This is a genomic window from Pseudomonas sp. FBF18, from assembly GCF_024261405.1.
GTDB lineage: Bacteria > Pseudomonadota > Gammaproteobacteria > Pseudomonadales > Pseudomonadaceae > Aquipseudomonas > Aquipseudomonas palmensis.
Genome location: NZ_QKRS01000001.1, coordinates 590369 through 608993, shown reverse-complemented (window position 1 = coordinate 608993; position 18625 = coordinate 590369). Strand labels below are relative to the sequence as shown.

The following is an 18625-nucleotide window of genomic DNA, read 5'->3' as shown; positions in this document are numbered from 1 at the left end:
GCTCAGGACTCAGTGCGAAACAGCACCGCTTGCCCCCAGGCCGGTTTGCGACCGGACAAACTGCGGGAAGAACAGCGCACGCTCGTCATCCGCTGCCTTGGACTTGTCGGTAACCGAGAAGAACCAGATACCGGCAAAGGCAATCAGCATCGAGAACAGCGCCGGGTACTCATACGGGTAGATGGCTTTCTCGTGACCCAGGATCTGCACCCAGATGGTCGGACCGAGCACCATCAGGCCCACCGCACTTACCAGCCCCATCCAGCCGCCGATCATGGCGCCACGGGTGGTCAGCTTCTTCCAGTACATCGAAAGCAGCAGTACCGGGAAGTTGCAGCTGGCCGCGATCGAGAACGCCAGGCCGACCATGAACGCGATGTTCTGGCTTTCGAACAGGATACCCAGGCCGATGGCCAGCACACCCAGTGCGACGGTGGTGATCTTCGACACGCGGATCTCGTCCTTGTCGTTGACCTTGCCCTTGCGCCATACGCTGGCATACAGGTCATGGGACACCGCCGAGGCACCGGCCAGGGTCAGGCCGGCAACCACTGCCAGGATGGTGGCGAAGGCCACTGCCGAGATGAAGCCCAGGAAGATGCTGCCGCCCACGGCGTCGGCCAGGTGCACCGCAGCCATGTTGTTGCCGCCCAGCAAGGCGCCTGCTGCGTCCTTGAAGTCCGGGTTGGTGCTGACCAGCAGGATCGCGCCGAAGCCGATGATGAAGGTCAGGATGTAGAAGTAGCCGATGAAGCCGGTTGCGTACAGCACGCTCTTGCGCGCTTCCTTGGCGTCGCTCACGGTGAAGAAGCGCATCAGGATGTGCGGCAGGCCAGCGGTACCGAACATCAGCGCCAGGCCCAGCGAGAACGCGGAGATCGGGTCTTTGACCAGGCCGCCCGGGCTCATGATCGCCTCACCCTTGGGGTGAACCTTGATCGCCTCGGAGAACAGCGCATTGAAGTCGAAGTTGACGTGCTTCATCACCATCAGCGCCATGAAGCTGGCACCGGACAGCAGCAGCACCGCCTTGATGATCTGTACCCAGGTGGTTGCGAGCATGCCGCCGAACAGCACGTACATGCACATCAGGATACCCACCAGGATGACCGCCACGTGGTAGTCCAGGCCGAACAGCAGCTGGATCAGCTTGCCGGCGCCGACCATCTGCGCGATCAGGTAGAACGCCACCACCACCAGCGAGCCGGAGGCCGACAGGGTGCGGATCTGCTTTTGCCCGAGGCGATACGAGGCCACGTCGGCAAAGGTGTACTTGCCCAGGTTGCGCAGGCGTTCGGCGATCAGGAACAGAATGATCGGCCAGCCCACCAGGAAGCCGATCGAGTAGATCAGGCCGTCGTAGCCGGAGGTGTATACCAGTGCGGAAATACCCAGGAAGGAGGCTGCCGACATGTAGTCGCCGGCAATCGCCAGGCCGTTCTGGAAGCCCGTGATTCGCCCGCCTGCGGCGTAGTAGTCAGAGGCCGACTTGTTGCGCTTGGAAGCCCAGTAGGTGATGCACAGGGTGGCACCGACGAAGGCGACGAACATCAGGATCGCCGAGACGTTCAGGGGTTGTTTGTGCACCTCGCCGGTCAGGGCGTCGGCGGCCCAGACGGCAGGCGCGAAAGCGCCAAAGGCCAGTGTTGCCAGTAGACGCCGGATCATTGCTGAGCCTCCTTCAGGATCGCGTTGTTCAGCTCGTCGAACTCACCGTTGGCACGACGTACGTAGATGCCGGTCAGCACGAAAGCCGAAACGATCAGACCCACACCCAGCGGGATACCCCAGGTAATCGAGGAGCCGGGGCTGAGCTTGGCACCCAGAATCTGCGGGCCGTAGGCAATCAACAGGATAAAGGCGGCGTAGAGGCCGAGCATGATCGCCGAGAGAATCCAGGCGAAGCGTTCACGTTTTGAAACCAGCTCCTTGAACCGCGGGCTGTTTTGTATCGAGAGATAAATGCTGTCGTTCATTGTTTTTGTCCTCGCAGCACAGATTGGGTAGTACCACGCCACTTTATGCTGCCTTGGGACGCACTCCAGACGACCTTAGTCTTAGATGTAAAACTCTTTTACCGGCTACGTAACAGCCGCCCATGCAAAGGGCCGCGCGGTGGCAAAACACCGCGCGGCCCTGGAAGGTGCCAGATAGAGGCCTTAGGCCATTATTTTGCGGTCCACTCGGCGACCCGCTCGGGGTGCTTGGCGACCCACTCCTTCGCCGCAGCGTCCGGCTTTGCGCCTTCCTGGATGGCCAGCATGACTTCGCCGATCTCGTCCTTGGATTGCCACGAGAACTTCTTCAGGAACGCTGCGACTTCCGGCGCCTTCGTATCGAGTTCCTTGCTGCCGATGCTGTTGACCGTCTCGGCGGCGCCGTACACGCCTTTGGGGTCTTCGAGAAAACGCAGCTTCCACTTGGCGAACATCCAGTGCGGCACCCAGCCGGTGACCACGATGGGCTGCTGCTTGGCGTAGGCGCGCCCCAGTTCAGAGGTCATGGCAGCGCCGGAGCTGGCCTGCAGCTTGTAGCCGGCAAGGTCGTAGTCCTTGATCGCCTGGTCGGTCTTGAGCATCACCCCGGACCCGGCGTCGATGCCGACGATCTTCTTCTTGAAGCCGGCATCGCTTCCGAGGTCGGCGATCGACTGCGCCTTGACGTATTCGGGCACGATCAGGCCAATCCTGGCGTCCTTGAAGTTGGGGCCGTAGTCGACCACGTTGTCCTTGTTCTTGGCCCAGTATTCGCCATGGGTCACCGGCAGCCAGGCCGACAGCATCGCATCGAGCTTTCCGGTGGCCACCCCCTGCCACATGATGCCGGTGGCCACCGGCATCAGCTTGACGTCATAACCGAGCTTCTGCTTGATCACCTCGGCCGCCACATGGGTGGTCGCCACGCTGTCGGACCACCCATCGACGTAGCCGATGCTTACTTCCTTGGCCATGGCCAGGCTGGTGCCCATGGCCAGTATCAGGGCAGTGCCCGCCCCCAGGAGTCGTCGCATTTTCATCAAGGCATCCCCTCGTCACGTCACGGAACCTGCATCATCAACCGCCACTGGCGGCCAACCTGCTCTGTCAGCGACGTCGAAACATCGAGAAACGACATCACAACGCCAGCCAGGCCCGCTACCGGCCGGCATTTGCAGGTAGTATTGGCGGCTTTGTTTCCTGACCGGTCCGCGCCATGCCCTCGACTGCCCGCTTCCCGCTGCTGCCCTACCTGTTTGCCTGCCTGCTTGGCCTGTTCGCGTTGGGCGGGCTCTGGTACGGGCTCGGCAAGCCGGTATCGCTGCCGGACGCCGCCAGCCCCACGCACAAGCTGCAATGTGTCTCCTACACGCCCTTCGACAAGGACCAGTCGCCGTTCGACCAGCCCTTCACCCTGCGTCCGGAGCGCGTGGAGGCCGACCTCGCCCTGCTTGCACAGCGCTTCGAATGCATCCGCACCTACTCGATGACGGGCCTGGAAGCGATCCCGCAGCTGGCGCGCAAGTACGGCCTGAAGGTGATGTTCGGGGCCTGGGTGAGTGCCGACCCGCTGGTCACGGCCAAGGAGATCAAGGCCCTGATCGCCACCGCCAATGCCAACCCGGACATCACCCGCGCCGTGATCGTGGGCAACGAGGTGCTGCTGCGCAAGGAAGTGACGGGCGATCACCTGGCCGATCTGATCCACCAGGTGAAAAGCCAGGTGCAGGTACCGGTGACCTACGCCGACGTGTGGGAGTTCTGGCTGCAGCACCCACAGATCGCGCCGCAGGTGGACTTCGTGACCATTCACCTGCTGCCCTACTGGGAAGATGATCCCAAGGGCATCGACGATGCGCTGGCCCACGTAGGCGAGATCCGCCAGGTGTTCGGCAACCGCTTCGCGCCCAAGGACGTGATGATCGGCGAAACCGGCTGGCCCAGCGAAGGGCGCCAGCGCGAGACCGCCCTGCCCAGCCGGGTCAACGAAGCGCGCTTCATTCGCGGGTTCGTCGCCATGGCCGAGCAGAATGGCTGGCATTACAACCTGATCGAAGCCTTCGACCAGCCGTGGAAGCGCGCCAGCGAAGGCGCGGTGGGCGGTTACTGGGGGCTGTACGATGCCGACCGGCAGGACAAGGGCATACTCGAAGGCCCGGTGAGCAACCTGCCGTTCTGGCCGCAGTGGCTGGGTATCGGCGTGCTGCTGTTCGCCGCCACCCTGGCCCTGGCCGGGCCGGTGCGCGGCGTGCGTTGCGCCCTGGCGCTGCCCTTGCTGGCCGCACTGGGGGCCGCCAGCCTGGGGTTGTGGGGCGAGCTGGTACGGGTCAACAGCCGCTTCGTTGGCGAGTGGTTGTGGGCCGTGCTGCTGGCGGGGCTCAACCTGGTGGTACTGGCCCATGGCGCGCTGGCGCTGGCACAGCGCAGTGGCTGGCGTGAGCGCCTGTTCGCCTGGCTGCAGGCGCGTGCCGGCTGGTGGGTGATGGCGGCCGGCTTCGCGGCGGCGGTGAGCATGCTGGCGCTGGTGTTCGACCCGCGCTACCGCAGCTTCCCGAGCCCGGCGCTGGTGCTGCCGGCGGTGGTGTACCTGCTGCGACCGGTGCGGGTAGCGCGCGCCGAGGTGGCCTTGCTGACCTTCATCGTCGGCGCCGGGATTGCGCCGCAGCTGTTCATCGAGGGCTTGAGCAGCCAGCAGGCGCTGGTGTGGGCCCTGGTGAGCGCGCTGATGGCCGCGGCGCTGTGGCGCTGCCTGCGGATCAGGCAGGGCTGAGCGTCGGCTCTTCGCCGGCAAGGCCGGCTCTGCAGGGAGACGTTGAACCCGGTAGGCGCCGGCCTTGCCGGCGAACGATACAGCGTGAGCCTCAGGCCGTGCGCCGCACCAGCCGCAACCCCGCCAGCACCAGCGCGAACGCCGCCAGGCTCACGGTGTACAGCGCCAGTGCCGGCAGCCCGAACACCAGTGACAGCACCGCCAGCCACCAGCCGGCCCGACGCGGCACCAGCGTCGCCACCACGGCCAACCCCAGGGCGACCCAGCCCAGCACCCGCAAGTGGATCATCAGGCCCAGCGTGGCGCGCAACTGGCACTCCCAGCTCACCTGGGGCGAGCTGCACACACCGACCCACCTGACATCCTCCATGAAGCCGTAACGCACCCCATAGCAGGCCGCAGCCCACAGCGACAGGCACACAAGCAAGGCAATCAGCGGCAAACGGCGGGACATGACAACTCCGGAAACAGGAAAACGGCGCCCAGCATAATCCCCCACCGGGCCTGTGCAAGGCAAAAGCGGCGGCCTGAGCTACTTTTATCAGCAAAGAAACAAAACCCGCTGTTGCCCTGGCACTTGCCCGCACGGCAACATCGGGGACGGTAAATGCCGGGGCACAAGGCAACTTTGCCGATAGCACGAGTGTCCTAGCCTGCAGTACACACTTTGCCTTGCCTTTCCTGGGGATCCGTCATGCTTCGATCACTGCGCCTTGCTGCCCTGCTGGGTGGCCTCTTGATGAGTGCGGCCGCGTCTGCGGTGGATGTCGATGCGGCCACCTATGGCTACCCGCTGACCAATCCCTTCGAGGCGACGATCGCCTCCACACCGCCCGACCTGCGCCCCGAACTGCCGACCGACGATGACATCGATCAGTCCGACTACAGCCTCAACCTGCGCCCCGAACGCGAGTTCACTCTTCCGGACAACTTCTGGGCGGTCAAGAAGCTGCGCTATCGCCTGGCCCGACAGGACCACGAGGCGCCGCTGATCTTCCTGATCGCCGGTACCGGCGCGCCCTACACCAGCAGCCTCAACGAGTACCTCAAGCGCCTCTACTACAAGGCCGGCTACCACGTGGTGCAGCTGTCATCGCCCACCAGCTTCGACTTCATCAGCGCCGCCTCGCGCTTCGCCACCCCGGGCGTGAGCGCCGAAGACGCCGAAGACCTGTACCGGGTGATGCAGGGCGTGCGCGCCCAGCACCCGCGCCTGCCTGTCAGCGAGTACTACCTCACCGGCTACAGCCTCGGTGCCCTCGACGCAGCCTTCGTCAGCCACCTGGATGAAACCCGGCGCAGCTTCAACTTCAAGCGCGTGCTGCTGCTCAACCCGCCGGTCAACCTCTACACCTCGATCAGCAACCTCGACAAGCTGGTGCAGACCGAGGTCAAGGGCGTGAACAACAGCACCACCTTCTATGAACTGGTGCTGACCAAGCTCACCCGCTACTTCCAGCAAAAAGGCTACATCGACCTCAACGACGCGCTGCTCTACGACTTCCAGCAGTCGCGCCAGCACCTGAGCAACGAGCAGATGGCGATGCTGATCGGCACCTCGTTCCGCTTCTCGTCCGCCGATATCGCCTTTACCTCCGACCTGATCAACCGCCGCGGCCTGATCACCCCGCCCAAGTACCCGATCACCGAAGGCAGCAGCCTCACGCCGTTCTTCAAGCGTGCGCTGCAATGCGACTTCGACTGCTACCTGACCGAGCAGGTCATCCCCATGTGGCGCGCGCGCACCGATGGCGGCAGCCTGCTGCAGCTGATCGACCAGGTGAGCCTGTATGCCCTCAAGGACTACCTGCAAAACAGCCCGAAAATCGCCGTGATGCACAACGCCGACGATGTGATCCTGGGCCCCGGCGACATCGGCTTTCTGCGCAGCACCTTTGGCGACCGCCTGACCCTGTACCCGCATGGCGGGCACTGCGGCAATATCAATTACCGCGTCAACAGCGACGCGATGCTGGAGTTTTTCCGTGGTTAAAAAACTTCTGATCGTGACGGCGTTGCTCGCCGCAGGCCTGGTACAGGCCGATGAGATCCCGGCGCGAGCCAGCGTGATCGAAGCCGACGGCTTTACCGATCCGCTCAAGGAACTCAAGTTCAACCCCGGCCTGGACCAGCGCGAGTTCGAGCGTTCGACCCTGACCGCGCTGAACGTCTACGACCCGTTCGAGTCGGTGAACCGCCGGCTGTACCACTTCAACTACCGCTTCGACCAGTGGGTGTTCCTGCCGGTGGTCAATGGCTACCGCTACATCACCCCAAGCTTCGTGCGCACCGGGGTCAGCAACTTCTTCAGCAACCTGGGCGATGTGCCCAACCTGCTCAACAGCCTGCTGCAGTTCAAGGGCAAGCGCTCGATGGAGATCACCGCGCGCCTGCTGTTCAACACCACCCTGGGCGTCGCCGGCCTGTGGGACCCGGCGACCAAGATGGGGCTGCCGCACCAGAGCGAAGACTTCGGCCAGACCCTGGGCTTCTATGGTGTGCCGGACGGCCCGTACCTGATGCTGCCGATCCTGGGCCCGTCGAACCTGCGCGACACCGGCGGGCTGGTGGTGGACTACAGCGCCGAGAACTGGATCAACTTCCTCAACATGGCCGAGGTCAGCAGCGACAACCCGGAGGTCTGGGTACTGCGCGCCATCGACAAGCGCTATACCACCAGCTTTCGCTACGGCCAGCTGAACTCGCCGTTCGAGTATGAAAAGGTGCGCTACGTGTACACCGAGGCACGCCGCCTGCAGATCGCCGAGTAGCGCTCAGGGCCGGGGCAGCGGCAGGCCGAGAAAGCGGCACAGCTCGCCCTGCTTGGTCAGCGCGTCGCGCCGGCCCAGTTCGATCAGCTCGCTGCAATAGCCGGCTTCGAACAACAGGTAGCTGAGCACCCCGGCGCCGCTGGTCTTGGTCGCCCCCGGGCCGCGCAGGAACATGCGCAGCGCGGCGGGTAGTTCGCGCCGATGGCGGGCGGCGATCTCGTCCAGCGGCTGGCTGGGCGCAACCACCAGCACCTCCACCGGGGCCAGGCCCAGGCGCCGGGGCTGCACGTCGCTGGGCAGCAGGTGGCTCAGGTGGTTGAGCCGCTGCAACAGCTCCAGGTCGTCTTCCAGGCTGTCGATGAACGTGCTGTTGAGCAGGTGGCCGCCGATCTGCGCCAGGCTCGGCTGCTTGCCGCTGAACACCCGCTCGCGTGGATCACCCGGCGTCGGCCCCTGGGGGTTGCCGCTGACCCCCACCACCAGCACGCGGTTGGCGCCCAGGTGCAGCGCCGGGCTGATCGGCGCCGACTGGCGCACCGCACCGTCACCATAGAATTCGTGGCCCAGCCTGATCGGCGCAAACAGCAACGGGATGGCCGAACTGGCCAGCAGGTGCTCGACGCTCAGGCGGGTCGGCATGCCGATGCGTCGATGGCGCAGCCACGGGTCGATGGCGCCCTTGCCCTGGTAGAAGGTCACCGCCTGGCCCGACTCGTAGCCGAACGCGGTCACCGCCACCGCGCGCAGGTGCTGCTGGTCGATGGCGAGGCCGATGCCGTCCAGGTCCAGGTGCTGGTTGAGCAGTTTGCGCAGCGGCGAGCTGTCGAGCAGCGCCACCGGTACCTGGGCCCCCAGGCCCAGCAGGCTGTGGCCGACGAAGCGGCTGGCCTGGCGGATCACCCCGGGCCAGTCGCTGCGCAGCACCTGGTGGCTGCGAAAGCCCTGCCAGAAGCCGGTGAGGCGGCGGATGGCGTCGGCAAAATGCATCGCACCGCTGGCCAGGGTCACCGCATTGATGGCCCCGGCCGAGGTGCCGACGATCACCGGGAACGGGTTGCCGGCGCCGGCGGGCAGCAGGTCGGCGATGCCGGCGAGCACGCCGACCTGGTAGGCGGCACGAGCGCCACCGCCCGAGAGGATCAGGCCGGTGACCGGTTGGGGTGCTGGCATGGGGTACTCCCTGAGATCCCTATCGACTGCATCGCGGGCCAAGCCCGCTCCCACAGGTTTGTGGCTACCCTTGTGGGAGCGGGCTTGACCCGCGATAGCCACCCCACGATTGTCCTAGTACAGCTTGGGCGCCCCCGGCGGGCGCGACTTGAAGCGTCGGTGTGCCCACAGGTACTGCTCGGGGCATTCGCGCAGCACCGACTCGATCCACTGGTTGATGCGCAGGCAGTCGGCCTCTTCGCTCTCCCCCGGAAAATCCTGCAGCGGCGCATGGATCACCAGCCGGTAGCCACTGCCGTCCGCCAGGCGCTGCTGGGTGAACGGGATCACCCGCGCCCGCCCCAGGCGGGCGAACTTGGTGGTGGCGGTCACGGTAGCCGCCTCGATCCCGAACAGCGGCACGAACACGCTCTGCTTGGCGCCGTAGTCCTGGTCGGGCGCATACCAGATGGCGCGCCCCGAGCGCAGCAGCTTGAGCATGCCGCGCACGTCCTCGCGCTCCACGGCCAGCGAGTCGAGGTTGTGCCGCTCGCGCCCGCGGCGCTGCACGAAGTCGAACAACGGGTTCTTGTGCTCGCGGTACATGCCATCGATGGTGTGTTCCTGGCCCAGCAGCGCCGCACCGATCTCCAGCGTGGTGAAGTGCAGGGCCATCAGGATGGCCCCCTGCCCGTCACGCTGCGCCGCCTGCAGGTGCTCCAGCCCCTCGATGTGCGCCAGGCGCGCCAACCGGGCCTTTGGCCACCACCAACTCATGGCCATTTCGAAGAAGGCGATGCCGGTGGAGGCGAAGTTTTCCTTGAGCAGACGGGTTCGTTCGACAGACGGTAATTCGGGGAAACACAGTTCCAGGTTGCGCGCAGCAATGCGTCGACGGTCACCGGCAACACGGTACATCAGCGCGCCCAGCAGGCGGCCCAGCACCAGCAAAGCCCGGTAGGGCAGCTGCACAATCAGCCACAGCAGGGCCAGGCCCAGCCACAGCGGCCAGAAGCGTGGATGAAGAAAATAAAGGCGAAAACGCGGGCGATCCATTAAACATTCCGCAAAGACGATGGCCGGGCATTCTACAACGGTTCGCTGCGGGTTGCGGCTAACCGGCGTTCTCGTTATAAGTCTGAGCACTTTTTCGTAACAAGCTGCCTTATGCCAACCATGAGCCAAACCCAGACGCCAGACCAAGCCCCCGTGTTCCAGCTCAAGGGCAGCATGCTCGCCATCACGGTGCTCGAGCTTGCGCAGAACGACCTCGAAGGCCTCGATCGGCAACTGGCGGCCAAAGTCGCCCAGGCCCCCAACTTCTTCAGCAACACCCCGCTGGTGCTGGCGCTGGACAAGCTGCCGGCCGGCGAAGGCGCGGTCGACCTGCCCGGGCTGATGCGCGTATGCCGCCACCATGGCCTGCGTACCCTGGCCATTCGCGCCAGCCGTATCGAGGACATCGCCGCCGCCATTGCCATCGACCTGCCGGTGCTGCCGCCGTCCGGTGCCCGCGAACGTGCGCTGGAGCCTGCGGTGGAGGTGCCACCGGCGCCCAAGCCCGAGCCGGCCCCGGCCCCGGCCCCGCCGCCGGAGCCTGCGGTAAAACCGACAAAAATCATCACCTCGCCGGTGCGTGGCGGCCAACAGATCTATGCTCAGGGCGGCGACCTGGTGGTACTGGCTTCGGTCAGCCCCGGTGCGGAACTTCTGGCCGATGGCAACATCCATGTTTACGGCGCGATGCGCGGTCGCGCCCTCGCCGGTATCAAGGGCAACACCAGGGCACGTATTTTCTGCCAGCAGCTAACCGCCGAAATGGTCTCGATCGCCGGGCAGTACAAGGTGGCCGAAGACCTGCGTCGCGACCCGTTGTGGGGGGCCAACGTGCAGGTCAGCCTGTCCGGTGACGTGTTGAACATCACCCGTCTTTAACGGATACTTGCCGCCATTTTCAGCGCAACTTTTCCATATGTTGCCGGTTTGGATATTTCTGGGACCTCAACGTCCTTTTTCTTTAGGGGTGATACACCTTGGCCAAGATTCTAGTGGTTACATCCGGCAAGGGTGGTGTGGGTAAGACCACCACCAGCGCCGCTATCGGTACCGGCCTCGCACTGCGCGGCCACAAGACGGTCATCGTCGACTTCGACGTCGGCCTGCGTAACCTCGATCTGATCATGGGCTGCGAACGCCGCGTGGTGTACGACTTCGTCAACGTGGTCAACGGCGAAGCCAACCTGCAGCAGGCCCTGATCAAGGACAAGCGCCTCGAGAACCTGTACGTGCTGGCCGCCAGCCAGACCCGTGACAAGGATGCGCTCACGCTCGAAGGCGTGGAGCGGGTCCTGATGGAGCTCAAGGAGCAATTCGAATACGTGGTCTGCGACTCGCCGGCCGGTATCGAGAAAGGCGCCCACCTGGCCATGTACTTCGCCGACGAAGCCATCGTGGTGACCAACCCGGAAGTCTCCTCGGTACGTGACTCGGACCGCATGCTGGGCCTGCTGGCCAGCAAATCGCGACGCGCCGAGAAGGGCGAAGACGCGATCAAGGAACACCTGCTGATCACCCGCTACCATCCAGAGCGCGTGAGCAAGGGCGAAATGCTCGGTGTCGAGGACGTCAAGGAAATCCTCGCCGTCGCGCTGCTGGGCGTGATCCCCGAATCCCAGGCGGTGCTCAAGGCATCCAACCAGGGTGTGCCGGTGATCCTCGACGACCAGAGCGATGCCGGCCAGGCCTACAGCGACACCGTCGACCGCCTGCTGGGCAAAACCGTGGAACACCGGTTCCTCGATGTACAGAAGAAGGGATTCTTCGAGCGCCTGTTTGGAGGCAACTGACCAATGAACCTTTTTGACTTCTTTCGTGCCAACAAAAAAGTAAGCACCGCGTCGGTCGCGAAAGAGCGTCTACAGATCATCGTGGCGCACGAGCGCGGCCAGCGCAGTACTCCGGACTACCTGCCAGCCTTGCAGAAGGAACTGGTCGAGGTGATCCGCAAGTACGTCAACATCGGCTCGGATGATGTGCACGTCGCTCTGGAGAACCAGGGCAGCTGCTCCATCCTGGAACTCAATATCACCCTGCCCGATCGTTGATCGGCGCACAGGGGTAACCTGCCACGGCGGCGGCCGGGCCCGGGCTCATACAGCCCGGGCCCGGCCGCCGCCGTTGGCGTTTGCAGAGAACACGCAATGCCGCTGTCCAACGTTCACATCCTTCACCAGGATGCCGCCATCCTGGTGGTCAACAAGCCGACCCTGCTGCTGTCCGTGCCGGGGCGCGCCGACGACAACAAGGATTGCCTGATCACCCGCCTGCAGGAAAACGGCTACCCCGACGCCCTGATCGTGCACCGTCTGGATTGGGAAACCTCGGGGATCATCCTGCTGGCGCGCGACGCCGACAGCCACCGCGAGCTGTCGCGCCAGTTCCATGACCGTGAAACCGAAAAGGCCTACACCGCACTGTGCTGGGGCCAGCCTGCGCTGGACAGCGGCAGCATCGACCTGCCGTTGCGCTACGACCCGCCCACCAAGCCACGGCACGTGGTGGACCACGAGCAGGGCAAGCATGCGCTGACCTTCTGGCGCATCGTCGAGCGCTGTGGCGATCATTGCCGGGTGGAGCTCACGCCGATTACCGGGCGTTCGCACCAGTTGCGCGTGCACATGCTGTCGATCGGGCATCCGCTGCTGGGGGATCGACTGTACGCCTACCCCGAGGCCCTGGCGGCGCATGAGCGGTTGTGCCTGCATGCCAGCATGCTGAGCTTCACCCACCCGGTGAGCGGCGAGCGACTGCGCTTCGAATGCCCGGCGCCGTTCTGATACACCGCGGCGCGGCTATCGCGGGTCAACCCGCTCCCACAACGATCACCCTGAACGCTGTGGGAGCGGGCTTGCCCCGCGATAGGGCCCACGCAAATCCGTGATCAATACGTTAAACTCGCGCCACTGCTGTCTGGAGTGACCTATGCGCGATGCACTGAACCAAGGCCTGATCGACTTTCTCAAGGCCTCCCCCACGCCGTTCCACGCCACCGCCAGCCTGTCGCAGCGCCTCGAGGCCGCCGGCTACCAGCGCCTGGACGAACGTGACAGCTGGGCCACAACGCCCGGCGGACGCTACTACCTGACCCGCAACGACTCCTCGATCATCGCCATCAAGCTCGGCCGCCATTCGCCGCTGCTCGACGGCATTCGCCTGGTCGGCGCCCACACCGACAGCCCCTGCCTGCGCGTCAAGCCACAGCCCGAACTGCAACGCCAGGGCTTCTGGCAGTTGGGCGTGGAAGTCTACGGTGGCGCCCTGCTGGCCCCCTGGTTCGACCGCGACCTGTCGCTGGCCGGGCGCGTGACCTTCCGCCGCGACGGCAAGGTCGAAAGCCAGCTGATCGACTTCAAGCAGCCCATCGCGGTGATCCCCAACCTGGCGATCCACCTCAACCGCAGCGCCAACGAAGGCTGGGCGATCAACCCGCAGACCGAGCTGCCACCGATCCTGGCCCAGGTGGCCGGTGACGAGCGCGTCGACTTTCGCGCCCTGCTCACCGAGCAACTGGCCCGCGAACATGGCCTGAACGCCGACGTGGTGCTGGACTACGAGTTGAGCTTCTACGACACCCAGGACGCCGCCGTGGTCGGCCTGCATGGCGACTTCATCGCCGGCGCGCGGCTGGACAACCTGCTGTCGTGCTACGCCGGCCTGCAGGCCCTGCTGGCCGCCGACAGCGACGAGACCTGTGTACTGGTGTGCAACGACCACGAAGAGGTCGGCTCCAGCTCCGCCTGCGGCGCCGACGGCCCGATGCTGGAACAGACCCTGCGCCGCCTGCTGCCCGACGGTGACGATTTCGTCCGGGCCATCCAGCGCTCGCTGCTGGTGTCGGCCGACAATGCCCACGGCGTGCACCCCAACTACGCCGACCGGCACGACGGCAACCACGGGCCCAAGCTCAACGCCGGCCCGGTGATCAAGGTCAACAACAACCAGCGCTACGCCACCAACAGCGAAACCGCCGGTTTCTTCCGCCACCTGTGCATGGCCGAGGAAGTGCCGGTGCAGAGCTTCGTGGTGCGCAGCGACATGGGCTGCGGCTCGACCATCGGCCCGATCACCGCCAGCCACCTGGGCGTGCGCACGGTGGACATCGGCCTGCCGACGTTTGCCATGCACTCGATCCGCGAGCTGTGCGGCAGCCAGGACCTGGCGCACCTGGTCAAGGTGCTGACCGCGTTCTACCTGAGCCGCGATCTGCCCTGACCTGACAGGCCTGCGCCCACAGCACTGCGGTGATCGCCAAACAGGCGCCGTACCTGTGGGCGCTGGCTTGCCAGCGAAGAGGCCACGACTGACCCCCATCAACCCGCGCGCAAACATTTGGCGCTATGCTTGCCCATCATTACACCTCCTACAGCATAAGGACCTTGCGCATGTCCGAGTTTCAAACGATGTTCCTCCCGGTGATCGCCGGGTTGATCCTGCTCACCGTCGGCTTCAGCATGCGCGAGCGCAACAGCGGGGTGCTGATGATGTGGATCGGCATGCTGGGCATCCTGGGCATCATGGTGTGGAAGATCCTCGAGAAACTCACCTGACAAATGCTCTACACTCGGGCGATTGAGTGTTCGAGGTTGATCGTCCGGTGCCTGCCTTCCTGCGTTTCCTGTCCCTGCTGCTGATTCTGTTCCTGCCCCTGGGCCACGCACACGCGGCCGGCCTTCCGGGCCTGCTTGGCGGTTCGAGCAAACCCCAGCCCGAGGCGACTGAACCCCTCGCGCAATCGCTCGACGATGTCATCAAGAACCTCGAGAACGACCAGCAACGCAGCAAGCTGCTGGCCGACCTGAAGAAGCTGCGCGACGCCACCAGGCAAGCCCAGCCCAGTGCCGAGCAAGGTGTGCTGGGCCTGATCGGCACCACCTTCAACGAACTGGAAAAGCAGTTCAGCGGCGAGGCCAGCCCGTTCAACCGCTGGAGCCGCGAACTGGAGCTGGCCCAGATCGAGCTCAGTGCGCGGGTGGTGCCGGTGCATGAATGGCCGACGATCCTGTTCGGTTTCGCCGCCATCATCGCGCTCTGGAGCCTGCTGGCCTACGCGCTGAACTGGGTCAGCCACCAGGTGCGCCTGCGCTTCGGCCTCACCGAAGAGCTGCCGCAACACCCGCGCACCTGGGACCTGGTGCGCTTCGCCCTGCGCAAGCTCGGGCCTTGGCTGGTGGCGCTGATCATCACCGTGTACCTGAGCTTTGCCCTGCCCTCTTCGCTGGGCAAGTCGATGGCCATGGTACTGGCCTACGCCCTGGTGGTCGGCACCTGCTTCTCGGCCATCTGCGTGATCGCCTTCTCGCTGCTCGATGGCCCGCACCGCCACCGCGCCCTGTACATCCTGCGCCACCGCGCGTTCCGTCCGCTGTGGCTGATCGGCAGCTTTGCCGCCTTCGGCGAGGCGATGAACGACCCACGCATGGCCGCCGCCCTGGGCGACCACCTGGCGCACACCCTGGCGACCCTGGCCAACATTCTGGCGGCGCTGTCCACCGGGCTGTTCATCCTGCGCTTTCGCCGCCCCATCGCGCACCTCATTCGCAACCAGCCGCTGTCTCGGCGCCTGACGCGCCGCGCCCTGAGCGACACCATCGAGATCCTCGGCACCTTCTGGTACCTGCCGGCCCTGGTGCTGGTGGGCATTTCGCTGTTCGCCACGTTCGTGTCCGCCGGCGACACCAGCACGGCCCTGCGCCAGTCGCTGATGTGCACGGTGCTGGTGGTGATGTGCATGGTGGTCAACGGCCTGGTGCGCCGCCATGCGCTCAAGCCGCAGCGGGCCAACCGGCGCCAGGCGGTCTACGCCGAACGCCTCAAGAGCTTTGGCTACACCCTGGTGCACCTGCTCATCTGGCTGGTGTTCATCGAGCTGGGCCTGCGGGTATGGGGCTTCTCGCTGATCGGTTTCACCGAGGGCGAAGGCCACGAGGTGGCGGTGCGCGTGTTCGGCCTGGCCGGTACGCTGATCGCCGCCTGGCTGGTGTGGATCCTCAGCGACACCGCCGTGCACCACGCACTGACCCGCTCGCGCAAGGGCCTGGCCAATGCCCGTGCGCAAACCATGATGCCGCTGATCCGCAACGTGCTGTTCGTGGCCATCTTCATCATCGCGGTGATCGTGGCCCTGGCCAACATGGGCATGAACGTCACGCCGCTGCTGGCCGGTGCCGGTGTGATCGGCCTGGCCATCGGCTTTGGTGCGCAATCGCTGGTGGCCGACCTGATCACCGGCCTGTTCATCATCATCGAGGACTCCCTGGCCATCGATGATTATGTGGATGTAGGCGGCCACCTGGGGACCGTCGAAGGCCTGACCATCCGTACCGTGCGCCTGCGCGACATCGACGGCATCGTGCACACCATCCCGTTCAGCGAGATCAAGAGCATCAAGAACTACTCGCGCGAATTCGGCTACGCGATCTTCCGTATCGCCATCCCCTACAACATGAGCATCGACAAGGCCATCGGCCTGGTTCGCGACGTGGGCCAGAAGATGCGCAGCGATCCGCTGCAACGGCGCAATATCTGGTCGCCGCTGGAGTTCCAGGGGGTGGAGAGCTTCGAGTCCGGCTCGGCGGTGCTGCGCGCGCGCTTCAAAACCGCGCCGATCAAGCAATGGGAGGTGTCGCGGGCATTCAACCTGGCGCTCAAGCGCCAGCTCGACGAAGCCGGGCTGGACCTGGCTACCCCGCGTCTTTCGGTGCAGGTGGTGACCGCCGGCGGTGGCCCCGCGCAGGACACCGCCCCCGCCGACAGCAACGCCTAGCCCGCCTCGGCCACGATGCGAATCGCATCGTGGCGCCAGTACTCCAGGTCGCAGTCGATCAGCCGCCCGTGCTGGTCGCTGTTGACCCGGGTGATATGCAGGCCGGCACTGCCGGCCGACACCTTCAGCGCCATCGCCGCCGCCACCGGCAACGCGGTGGGCAGCGTCTCGAAACGCACCCGGCCATAGGCGATGCCGTAGTGCAGCGCGTACAGCTCGGTCAGCGACTGGCTCAGGTCGAAATCCAGAATCCCGGCAAAGTACTCGGGGTTGAGGTAGTGCTCGGCGTAGAGCACCGCGCGCCCATCGATACGCCGCAGGCGGCAGATCTGGATCACGCTGGACAGCGCCGGCAATTGCAGGCGCGCACAGATCGCCGCCGGCGCCGGCTGCAGGCGGGCCGACAACAGTTCGGTAGCCGGCTGTCGACCCTGGTCGCGCACCATGGCATGGAAGTGGCTGCGCTCGATCAGGTCATAGCTCAGGCGCTGGGGCGCCACGAACCAGCCACGGCGTTCCTCGCGGTAGATCAGCCCGCAGGCCTCCAGTTGCACCAGCGCCTCGCGCAGGGTGATGCGCGTGGTATCGAACACCTCGCTGAGCTTGCGTTCGGCCGGCAACTTGCAGCCGGGCGCCAGCAGGCCATGCTCGATCTGCTCTTGCAGGGCATTGCATATGGCTGTTACTGCACGCGTGGGCAGTCGATGCATCAAGGGTTACCTATCTGGACTAGTCCAGCCTGGTGCGTGTGCCAGAACGGCGCAGCGACGATGGCCGGGCGGAGTAACCAAAGCCTAGGCAATCCACATGAACGGCACATGACAGCGCGCCGGACGGTCACGCACAGGCCCGGTCGAGTGCGGTCAAGGCGTTGCGGATCAAGCACTTGAAACTGGTCTACGCTCTATTTTCAGGGCCGCTGCACACACCTGGCGCGGCGCCTTCGACATCAAACTGTCATGCAACCGGCCTACCTTGGCTCGGGTATTGCTGACCTAGACCAACCGAATCGAAACCCTCTCAGCGTTTTGCACGGCACCCATCAAGGAGCTTCGGATGAAACAGCTTTTTCTGGCCTCACTGTTAGGCACCAGTATTGCCCTGTGCACCTCGGCCATGGCCGCGGACACCGACCTCAAGGCCCTCGAGGACGCCGCCCGCAAGGAAGGCGTCGTCAACAGCGTCGGCATGCCCGATGCCTGGGCCAACTGGAAGGGCACCTGGGCGGACCTGGCGAGCAAGTACGGCCTCAAGCACATGGACACCGACATGAGCTCGGCCCAGGAAGTGGCCAAGTTCGATGCCGAGAAAGACAACGCCAGCGCCGATATCGGCGACGTCGGCGCCGCCTTCGGCCCCATTGCGCTGGCCAAGGGCGTGACCCAGCCGTACAAGCCCAGCACCTGGGAGCAGATACCGACCTGGGCCAAGGACCAGGACGGACACTGGGCACTGGCCTATACCGGCACCATCGCCTTCATCATCAACAAGCAGCTGGTCAAGGAAGAAGACATTCCCAAGACCTGGCACGACCTGGAAAAGGGCAAGTACAAGGTCGCCATCGGTGACGTCGGCACCGCTGCCCAGGCGGCCAACGGCGTACTGGCTGCAGCCATTGCCTACAAGGGCGACGAGTCCAACATCGAGCCGGGCCTGCAACTGTTCACCAAGCTGGCCCAGCAGAAGCGCCTGTCGCTGGCCAACCCGACCATCCAGACCCTTGAGAAGGGCGAGATCGAGGTCGGCGTGGTGTGGGACTTCAACGGCCTGAGCTACCGCGAGCAGATCGACCCGAAACGCTTCGAGGTGCTGATCCCGTCCGACGGCTCGGTGATGTCCGGCTACACCACCATCATCAACAAGTACGCCAAGCACCCGAACGCCGCCAAGCTGACCCGTGAATACATCTTCAGCGATGCCGGGCAGACCAACCTGGCCATCGGCCATGCGCGGCCGATTCGTGCCGAGCACCTGAAGCTGCCGGCGGACGTGCAGGCCAAGCTGCTGCCCAACGAGCAGTACGCGCCGGCGCAGCCGATCAAGGATGCAGCGGCATGGGAAGCCACCTCCAAGGCCCTGCCGCAGAAGTGGCAGGAGCAGGTCATCATCGAGATGGAGTGAAACCATCGCGGGTCAG

18 protein-coding genes are annotated in these 18625 nt (G+C 64.9%); 11 read left to right on the top strand and 7 right to left on the bottom strand.

Annotation, left to right across the window (positions count from 1 at the left end; genetic code table 11):
• Positions 1 to 9: 9 nt before the first annotated feature.
• From DN387_RS02885 to DN387_RS02875, 3 genes are all read right to left on the bottom strand, one after another.
• Positions 10 to 1668 (bottom strand): cation acetate symporter, encoded by a 1659-nt coding sequence (locus DN387_RS02885; RefSeq protein WP_043862654.1) that lies wholly within the window; start codon positions 1666 to 1668, stop codon positions 10 to 12.
• Complete coding sequence (locus DN387_RS02880) at positions 1665 to 1976, bottom strand: DUF485 domain-containing protein (protein ID WP_043862653.1); 312 nt, start codon at positions 1974 to 1976, stop codon at positions 1665 to 1667. Before DN387_RS02880 ends, DN387_RS02885 begins: the two co-directional genes overlap by 4 nt.
• 191 nt (positions 1977 to 2167) lie before the next feature.
• Entirely contained in the window at positions 2168 to 3016 is an 849-nt protein-coding gene (locus DN387_RS02875; protein ID WP_054915868.1) for a glycine betaine ABC transporter substrate-binding protein, read from the bottom strand.
• Between the two features lie 176 nt (positions 3017 to 3192).
• Between DN387_RS02875 and DN387_RS02870 the strand changes: the two genes are divergently transcribed.
• The gene (locus tag DN387_RS02870; RefSeq protein WP_054915869.1) at positions 3193 to 4746 is read left to right on the top strand and encodes a hypothetical protein; all 1554 of its coding nucleotides are present in this window, start codon (positions 3193 to 3195) and stop codon (positions 4744 to 4746) included.
• Positions 4747 to 4837: 91 nt separating this feature from the next.
• Here the strand turns inward: DN387_RS02870 and DN387_RS02865 are convergent, their stop codons facing one another.
• Positions 4838 to 5200, bottom strand: a complete 363-nt coding sequence (locus DN387_RS02865; protein WP_043862650.1) for a hypothetical protein — start codon at positions 5198 to 5200, stop codon at positions 4838 to 4840.
• Positions 5201 to 5440: 240 nt separating this feature from the next.
• Between DN387_RS02865 and DN387_RS02860 the strand changes: the two genes are divergently transcribed.
• Together DN387_RS02860 and DN387_RS02855 are read left to right on the top strand one after the other, a co-directional pair.
• The gene (locus tag DN387_RS02860) at positions 5441 to 6739 is read left to right on the top strand and encodes a serine/threonine protein kinase (protein ID WP_043862649.1); all 1299 of its coding nucleotides are present in this window, start codon (positions 5441 to 5443) and stop codon (positions 6737 to 6739) included.
• The gene (locus tag DN387_RS02855; protein WP_054915870.1) at positions 6732 to 7517 is read left to right on the top strand and encodes a VacJ family lipoprotein; all 786 of its coding nucleotides are present in this window, start codon (positions 6732 to 6734) and stop codon (positions 7515 to 7517) included. Before DN387_RS02860 ends, DN387_RS02855 begins: the two co-directional genes overlap by 8 nt.
• A gap of 3 nt (positions 7518 to 7520) precedes the next feature.
• Here DN387_RS02855 and DN387_RS02850 read toward each other — a convergent pair whose 3' ends face one another.
• Positions 7521 to 8687 (bottom strand): patatin-like phospholipase family protein, encoded by a 1167-nt coding sequence (locus tag DN387_RS02850; protein ID WP_054915871.1) that lies wholly within the window; start codon positions 8685 to 8687, stop codon positions 7521 to 7523.
• A gap of 114 nt (positions 8688 to 8801) precedes the next feature.
• Positions 8802 to 9722: a lipid A biosynthesis lauroyl acyltransferase gene (locus DN387_RS02845; RefSeq protein WP_043862646.1), complete on the bottom strand. Its 921-nt coding sequence runs from the start codon at positions 9720 to 9722 to the stop codon at positions 8802 to 8804.
• Positions 9723 to 9833: 111 nt separating this feature from the next.
• On the opposite strand from DN387_RS02845, the gene minC reads away from it, so the two are divergent.
• The 7 genes from minC to DN387_RS02810 all read left to right on the top strand — a co-directional run bounded on the left by minC (position 9834) and on the right by DN387_RS02810 (position 16488).
• Positions 9834 to 10601: a septum site-determining protein MinC gene (gene minC / locus DN387_RS02840; RefSeq protein ID WP_054915872.1), complete on the top strand. Its 768-nt coding sequence runs from the start codon at positions 9834 to 9836 to the stop codon at positions 10599 to 10601.
• 98 nt (positions 10602 to 10699) lie between these two features.
• Positions 10700 to 11512 carry a septum site-determining protein MinD gene (minD, locus tag DN387_RS02835; protein ID WP_054915873.1) on the top strand — a complete coding sequence of 271 codons (813 nt, stop codon included), beginning with the start codon at positions 10700 to 10702 and terminating at the stop codon, positions 11510 to 11512.
• A 3-nt stretch (positions 11513 to 11515) separates the two neighbouring features.
• Positions 11516 to 11770, top strand: coding sequence for a cell division topological specificity factor MinE (gene minE / locus DN387_RS02830; protein WP_019693048.1), 255 nt, complete (start codon positions 11516 to 11518; stop codon positions 11768 to 11770).
• 96 nt (positions 11771 to 11866) lie between these two features.
• Positions 11867 to 12502, top strand: coding sequence for an RluA family pseudouridine synthase (locus DN387_RS02825; protein ID WP_054914663.1), 636 nt, complete (start codon positions 11867 to 11869; stop codon positions 12500 to 12502).
• A 145-nt stretch (positions 12503 to 12647) separates the two neighbouring features.
• Complete coding sequence (locus tag DN387_RS02820) at positions 12648 to 13937, top strand: M18 family aminopeptidase (RefSeq protein WP_054914664.1); 1290 nt, start codon at positions 12648 to 12650, stop codon at positions 13935 to 13937.
• A 170-nt stretch (positions 13938 to 14107) separates the two neighbouring features.
• Positions 14108 to 14272, top strand: coding sequence for a hypothetical protein (locus DN387_RS02815; protein ID WP_167400231.1), 165 nt, complete (start codon positions 14108 to 14110; stop codon positions 14270 to 14272).
• Between the two features lie 47 nt (positions 14273 to 14319).
• Positions 14320 to 16488 carry a mechanosensitive ion channel family protein gene (locus DN387_RS02810; protein ID WP_054914665.1) on the top strand — a complete coding sequence of 723 codons (2169 nt, stop codon included), beginning with the start codon at positions 14320 to 14322 and terminating at the stop codon, positions 16486 to 16488.
• Here DN387_RS02810 and DN387_RS02805 read toward each other — a convergent pair.
• On the bottom strand, positions 16485 to 17198 hold the full coding sequence (locus DN387_RS02805; RefSeq protein WP_043859984.1) for a UTRA domain-containing protein: 714 nt from the start codon (positions 17196 to 17198) through the stop codon (positions 16485 to 16487). The two genes, DN387_RS02810 and DN387_RS02805, sit on opposite strands and share 4 nt — an antisense overlap.
• Before the next feature lie 346 nt (positions 17199 to 17544).
• Here DN387_RS02805 and DN387_RS02800 point away from each other — a divergent pair, with 346 nt between their 5' ends.
• Entirely contained in the window at positions 17545 to 18609 is a 1065-nt protein-coding gene (locus tag DN387_RS02800; protein ID WP_043859983.1) for an ABC transporter substrate-binding protein, read from the top strand.
• Positions 18610 to 18625 lie beyond the last annotated feature (16 nt).

Bases quoted from the DNA above. Each gene is read 5' to 3' on its own strand.
- DN387_RS02870 (WP_054915869.1), top strand. From the start codon at position 3,193: ATGCCCTCGACTGCCCGCTTCCCGCTGCTGCCCTACCTGTTTGCCTGC.
- DN387_RS02880 (WP_043862653.1), bottom strand. From the start codon at position 1,976: ATGAACGACAGCATTTATCTCTCGATACAAAACAGCCCGCGGTTCAAG.
- DN387_RS02800 (WP_043859983.1), top strand. From the start codon at position 17,545: ATGAAACAGCTTTTTCTGGCCTCACTGTTAGGCACCAGTATTGCCCTG.
- DN387_RS02820 (WP_054914664.1), top strand. From the start codon at position 12,648: ATGCGCGATGCACTGAACCAAGGCCTGATCGACTTTCTCAAGGCCTCC.
- DN387_RS02850 (WP_054915871.1), bottom strand. From the start codon at position 8,687: ATGCCAGCACCCCAACCGGTCACCGGCCTGATCCTCTCGGGCGGTGGC.
- DN387_RS02885 (WP_043862654.1), bottom strand. From the start codon at position 1,668: ATGATCCGGCGTCTACTGGCAACACTGGCCTTTGGCGCTTTCGCGCCT.
- DN387_RS02805 (WP_043859984.1), bottom strand. From the start codon at position 17,198: ATGCATCGACTGCCCACGCGTGCAGTAACAGCCATATGCAATGCCCTG.
- DN387_RS02875 (WP_054915868.1), bottom strand. From the start codon at position 3,016: ATGAAAATGCGACGACTCCTGGGGGCGGGCACTGCCCTGATACTGGCC.
- DN387_RS02825 (WP_054914663.1), top strand. From the start codon at position 11,867: ATGCCGCTGTCCAACGTTCACATCCTTCACCAGGATGCCGCCATCCTG.
- DN387_RS02860 (WP_043862649.1), top strand. From the start codon at position 5,441: ATGCTTCGATCACTGCGCCTTGCTGCCCTGCTGGGTGGCCTCTTGATG.
- minC (WP_054915872.1), top strand. From the start codon at position 9,834: ATGCCAACCATGAGCCAAACCCAGACGCCAGACCAAGCCCCCGTGTTC.
- DN387_RS02865 (WP_043862650.1), bottom strand. From the start codon at position 5,200: ATGTCCCGCCGTTTGCCGCTGATTGCCTTGCTTGTGTGCCTGTCGCTG.
- DN387_RS02815 (WP_167400231.1), top strand. From the start codon at position 14,108: ATGTCCGAGTTTCAAACGATGTTCCTCCCGGTGATCGCCGGGTTGATC.
- minE (WP_019693048.1), top strand. From the start codon at position 11,516: ATGAACCTTTTTGACTTCTTTCGTGCCAACAAAAAAGTAAGCACCGCG.
- DN387_RS02845 (WP_043862646.1), bottom strand. From the start codon at position 9,722: ATGGATCGCCCGCGTTTTCGCCTTTATTTTCTTCATCCACGCTTCTGG.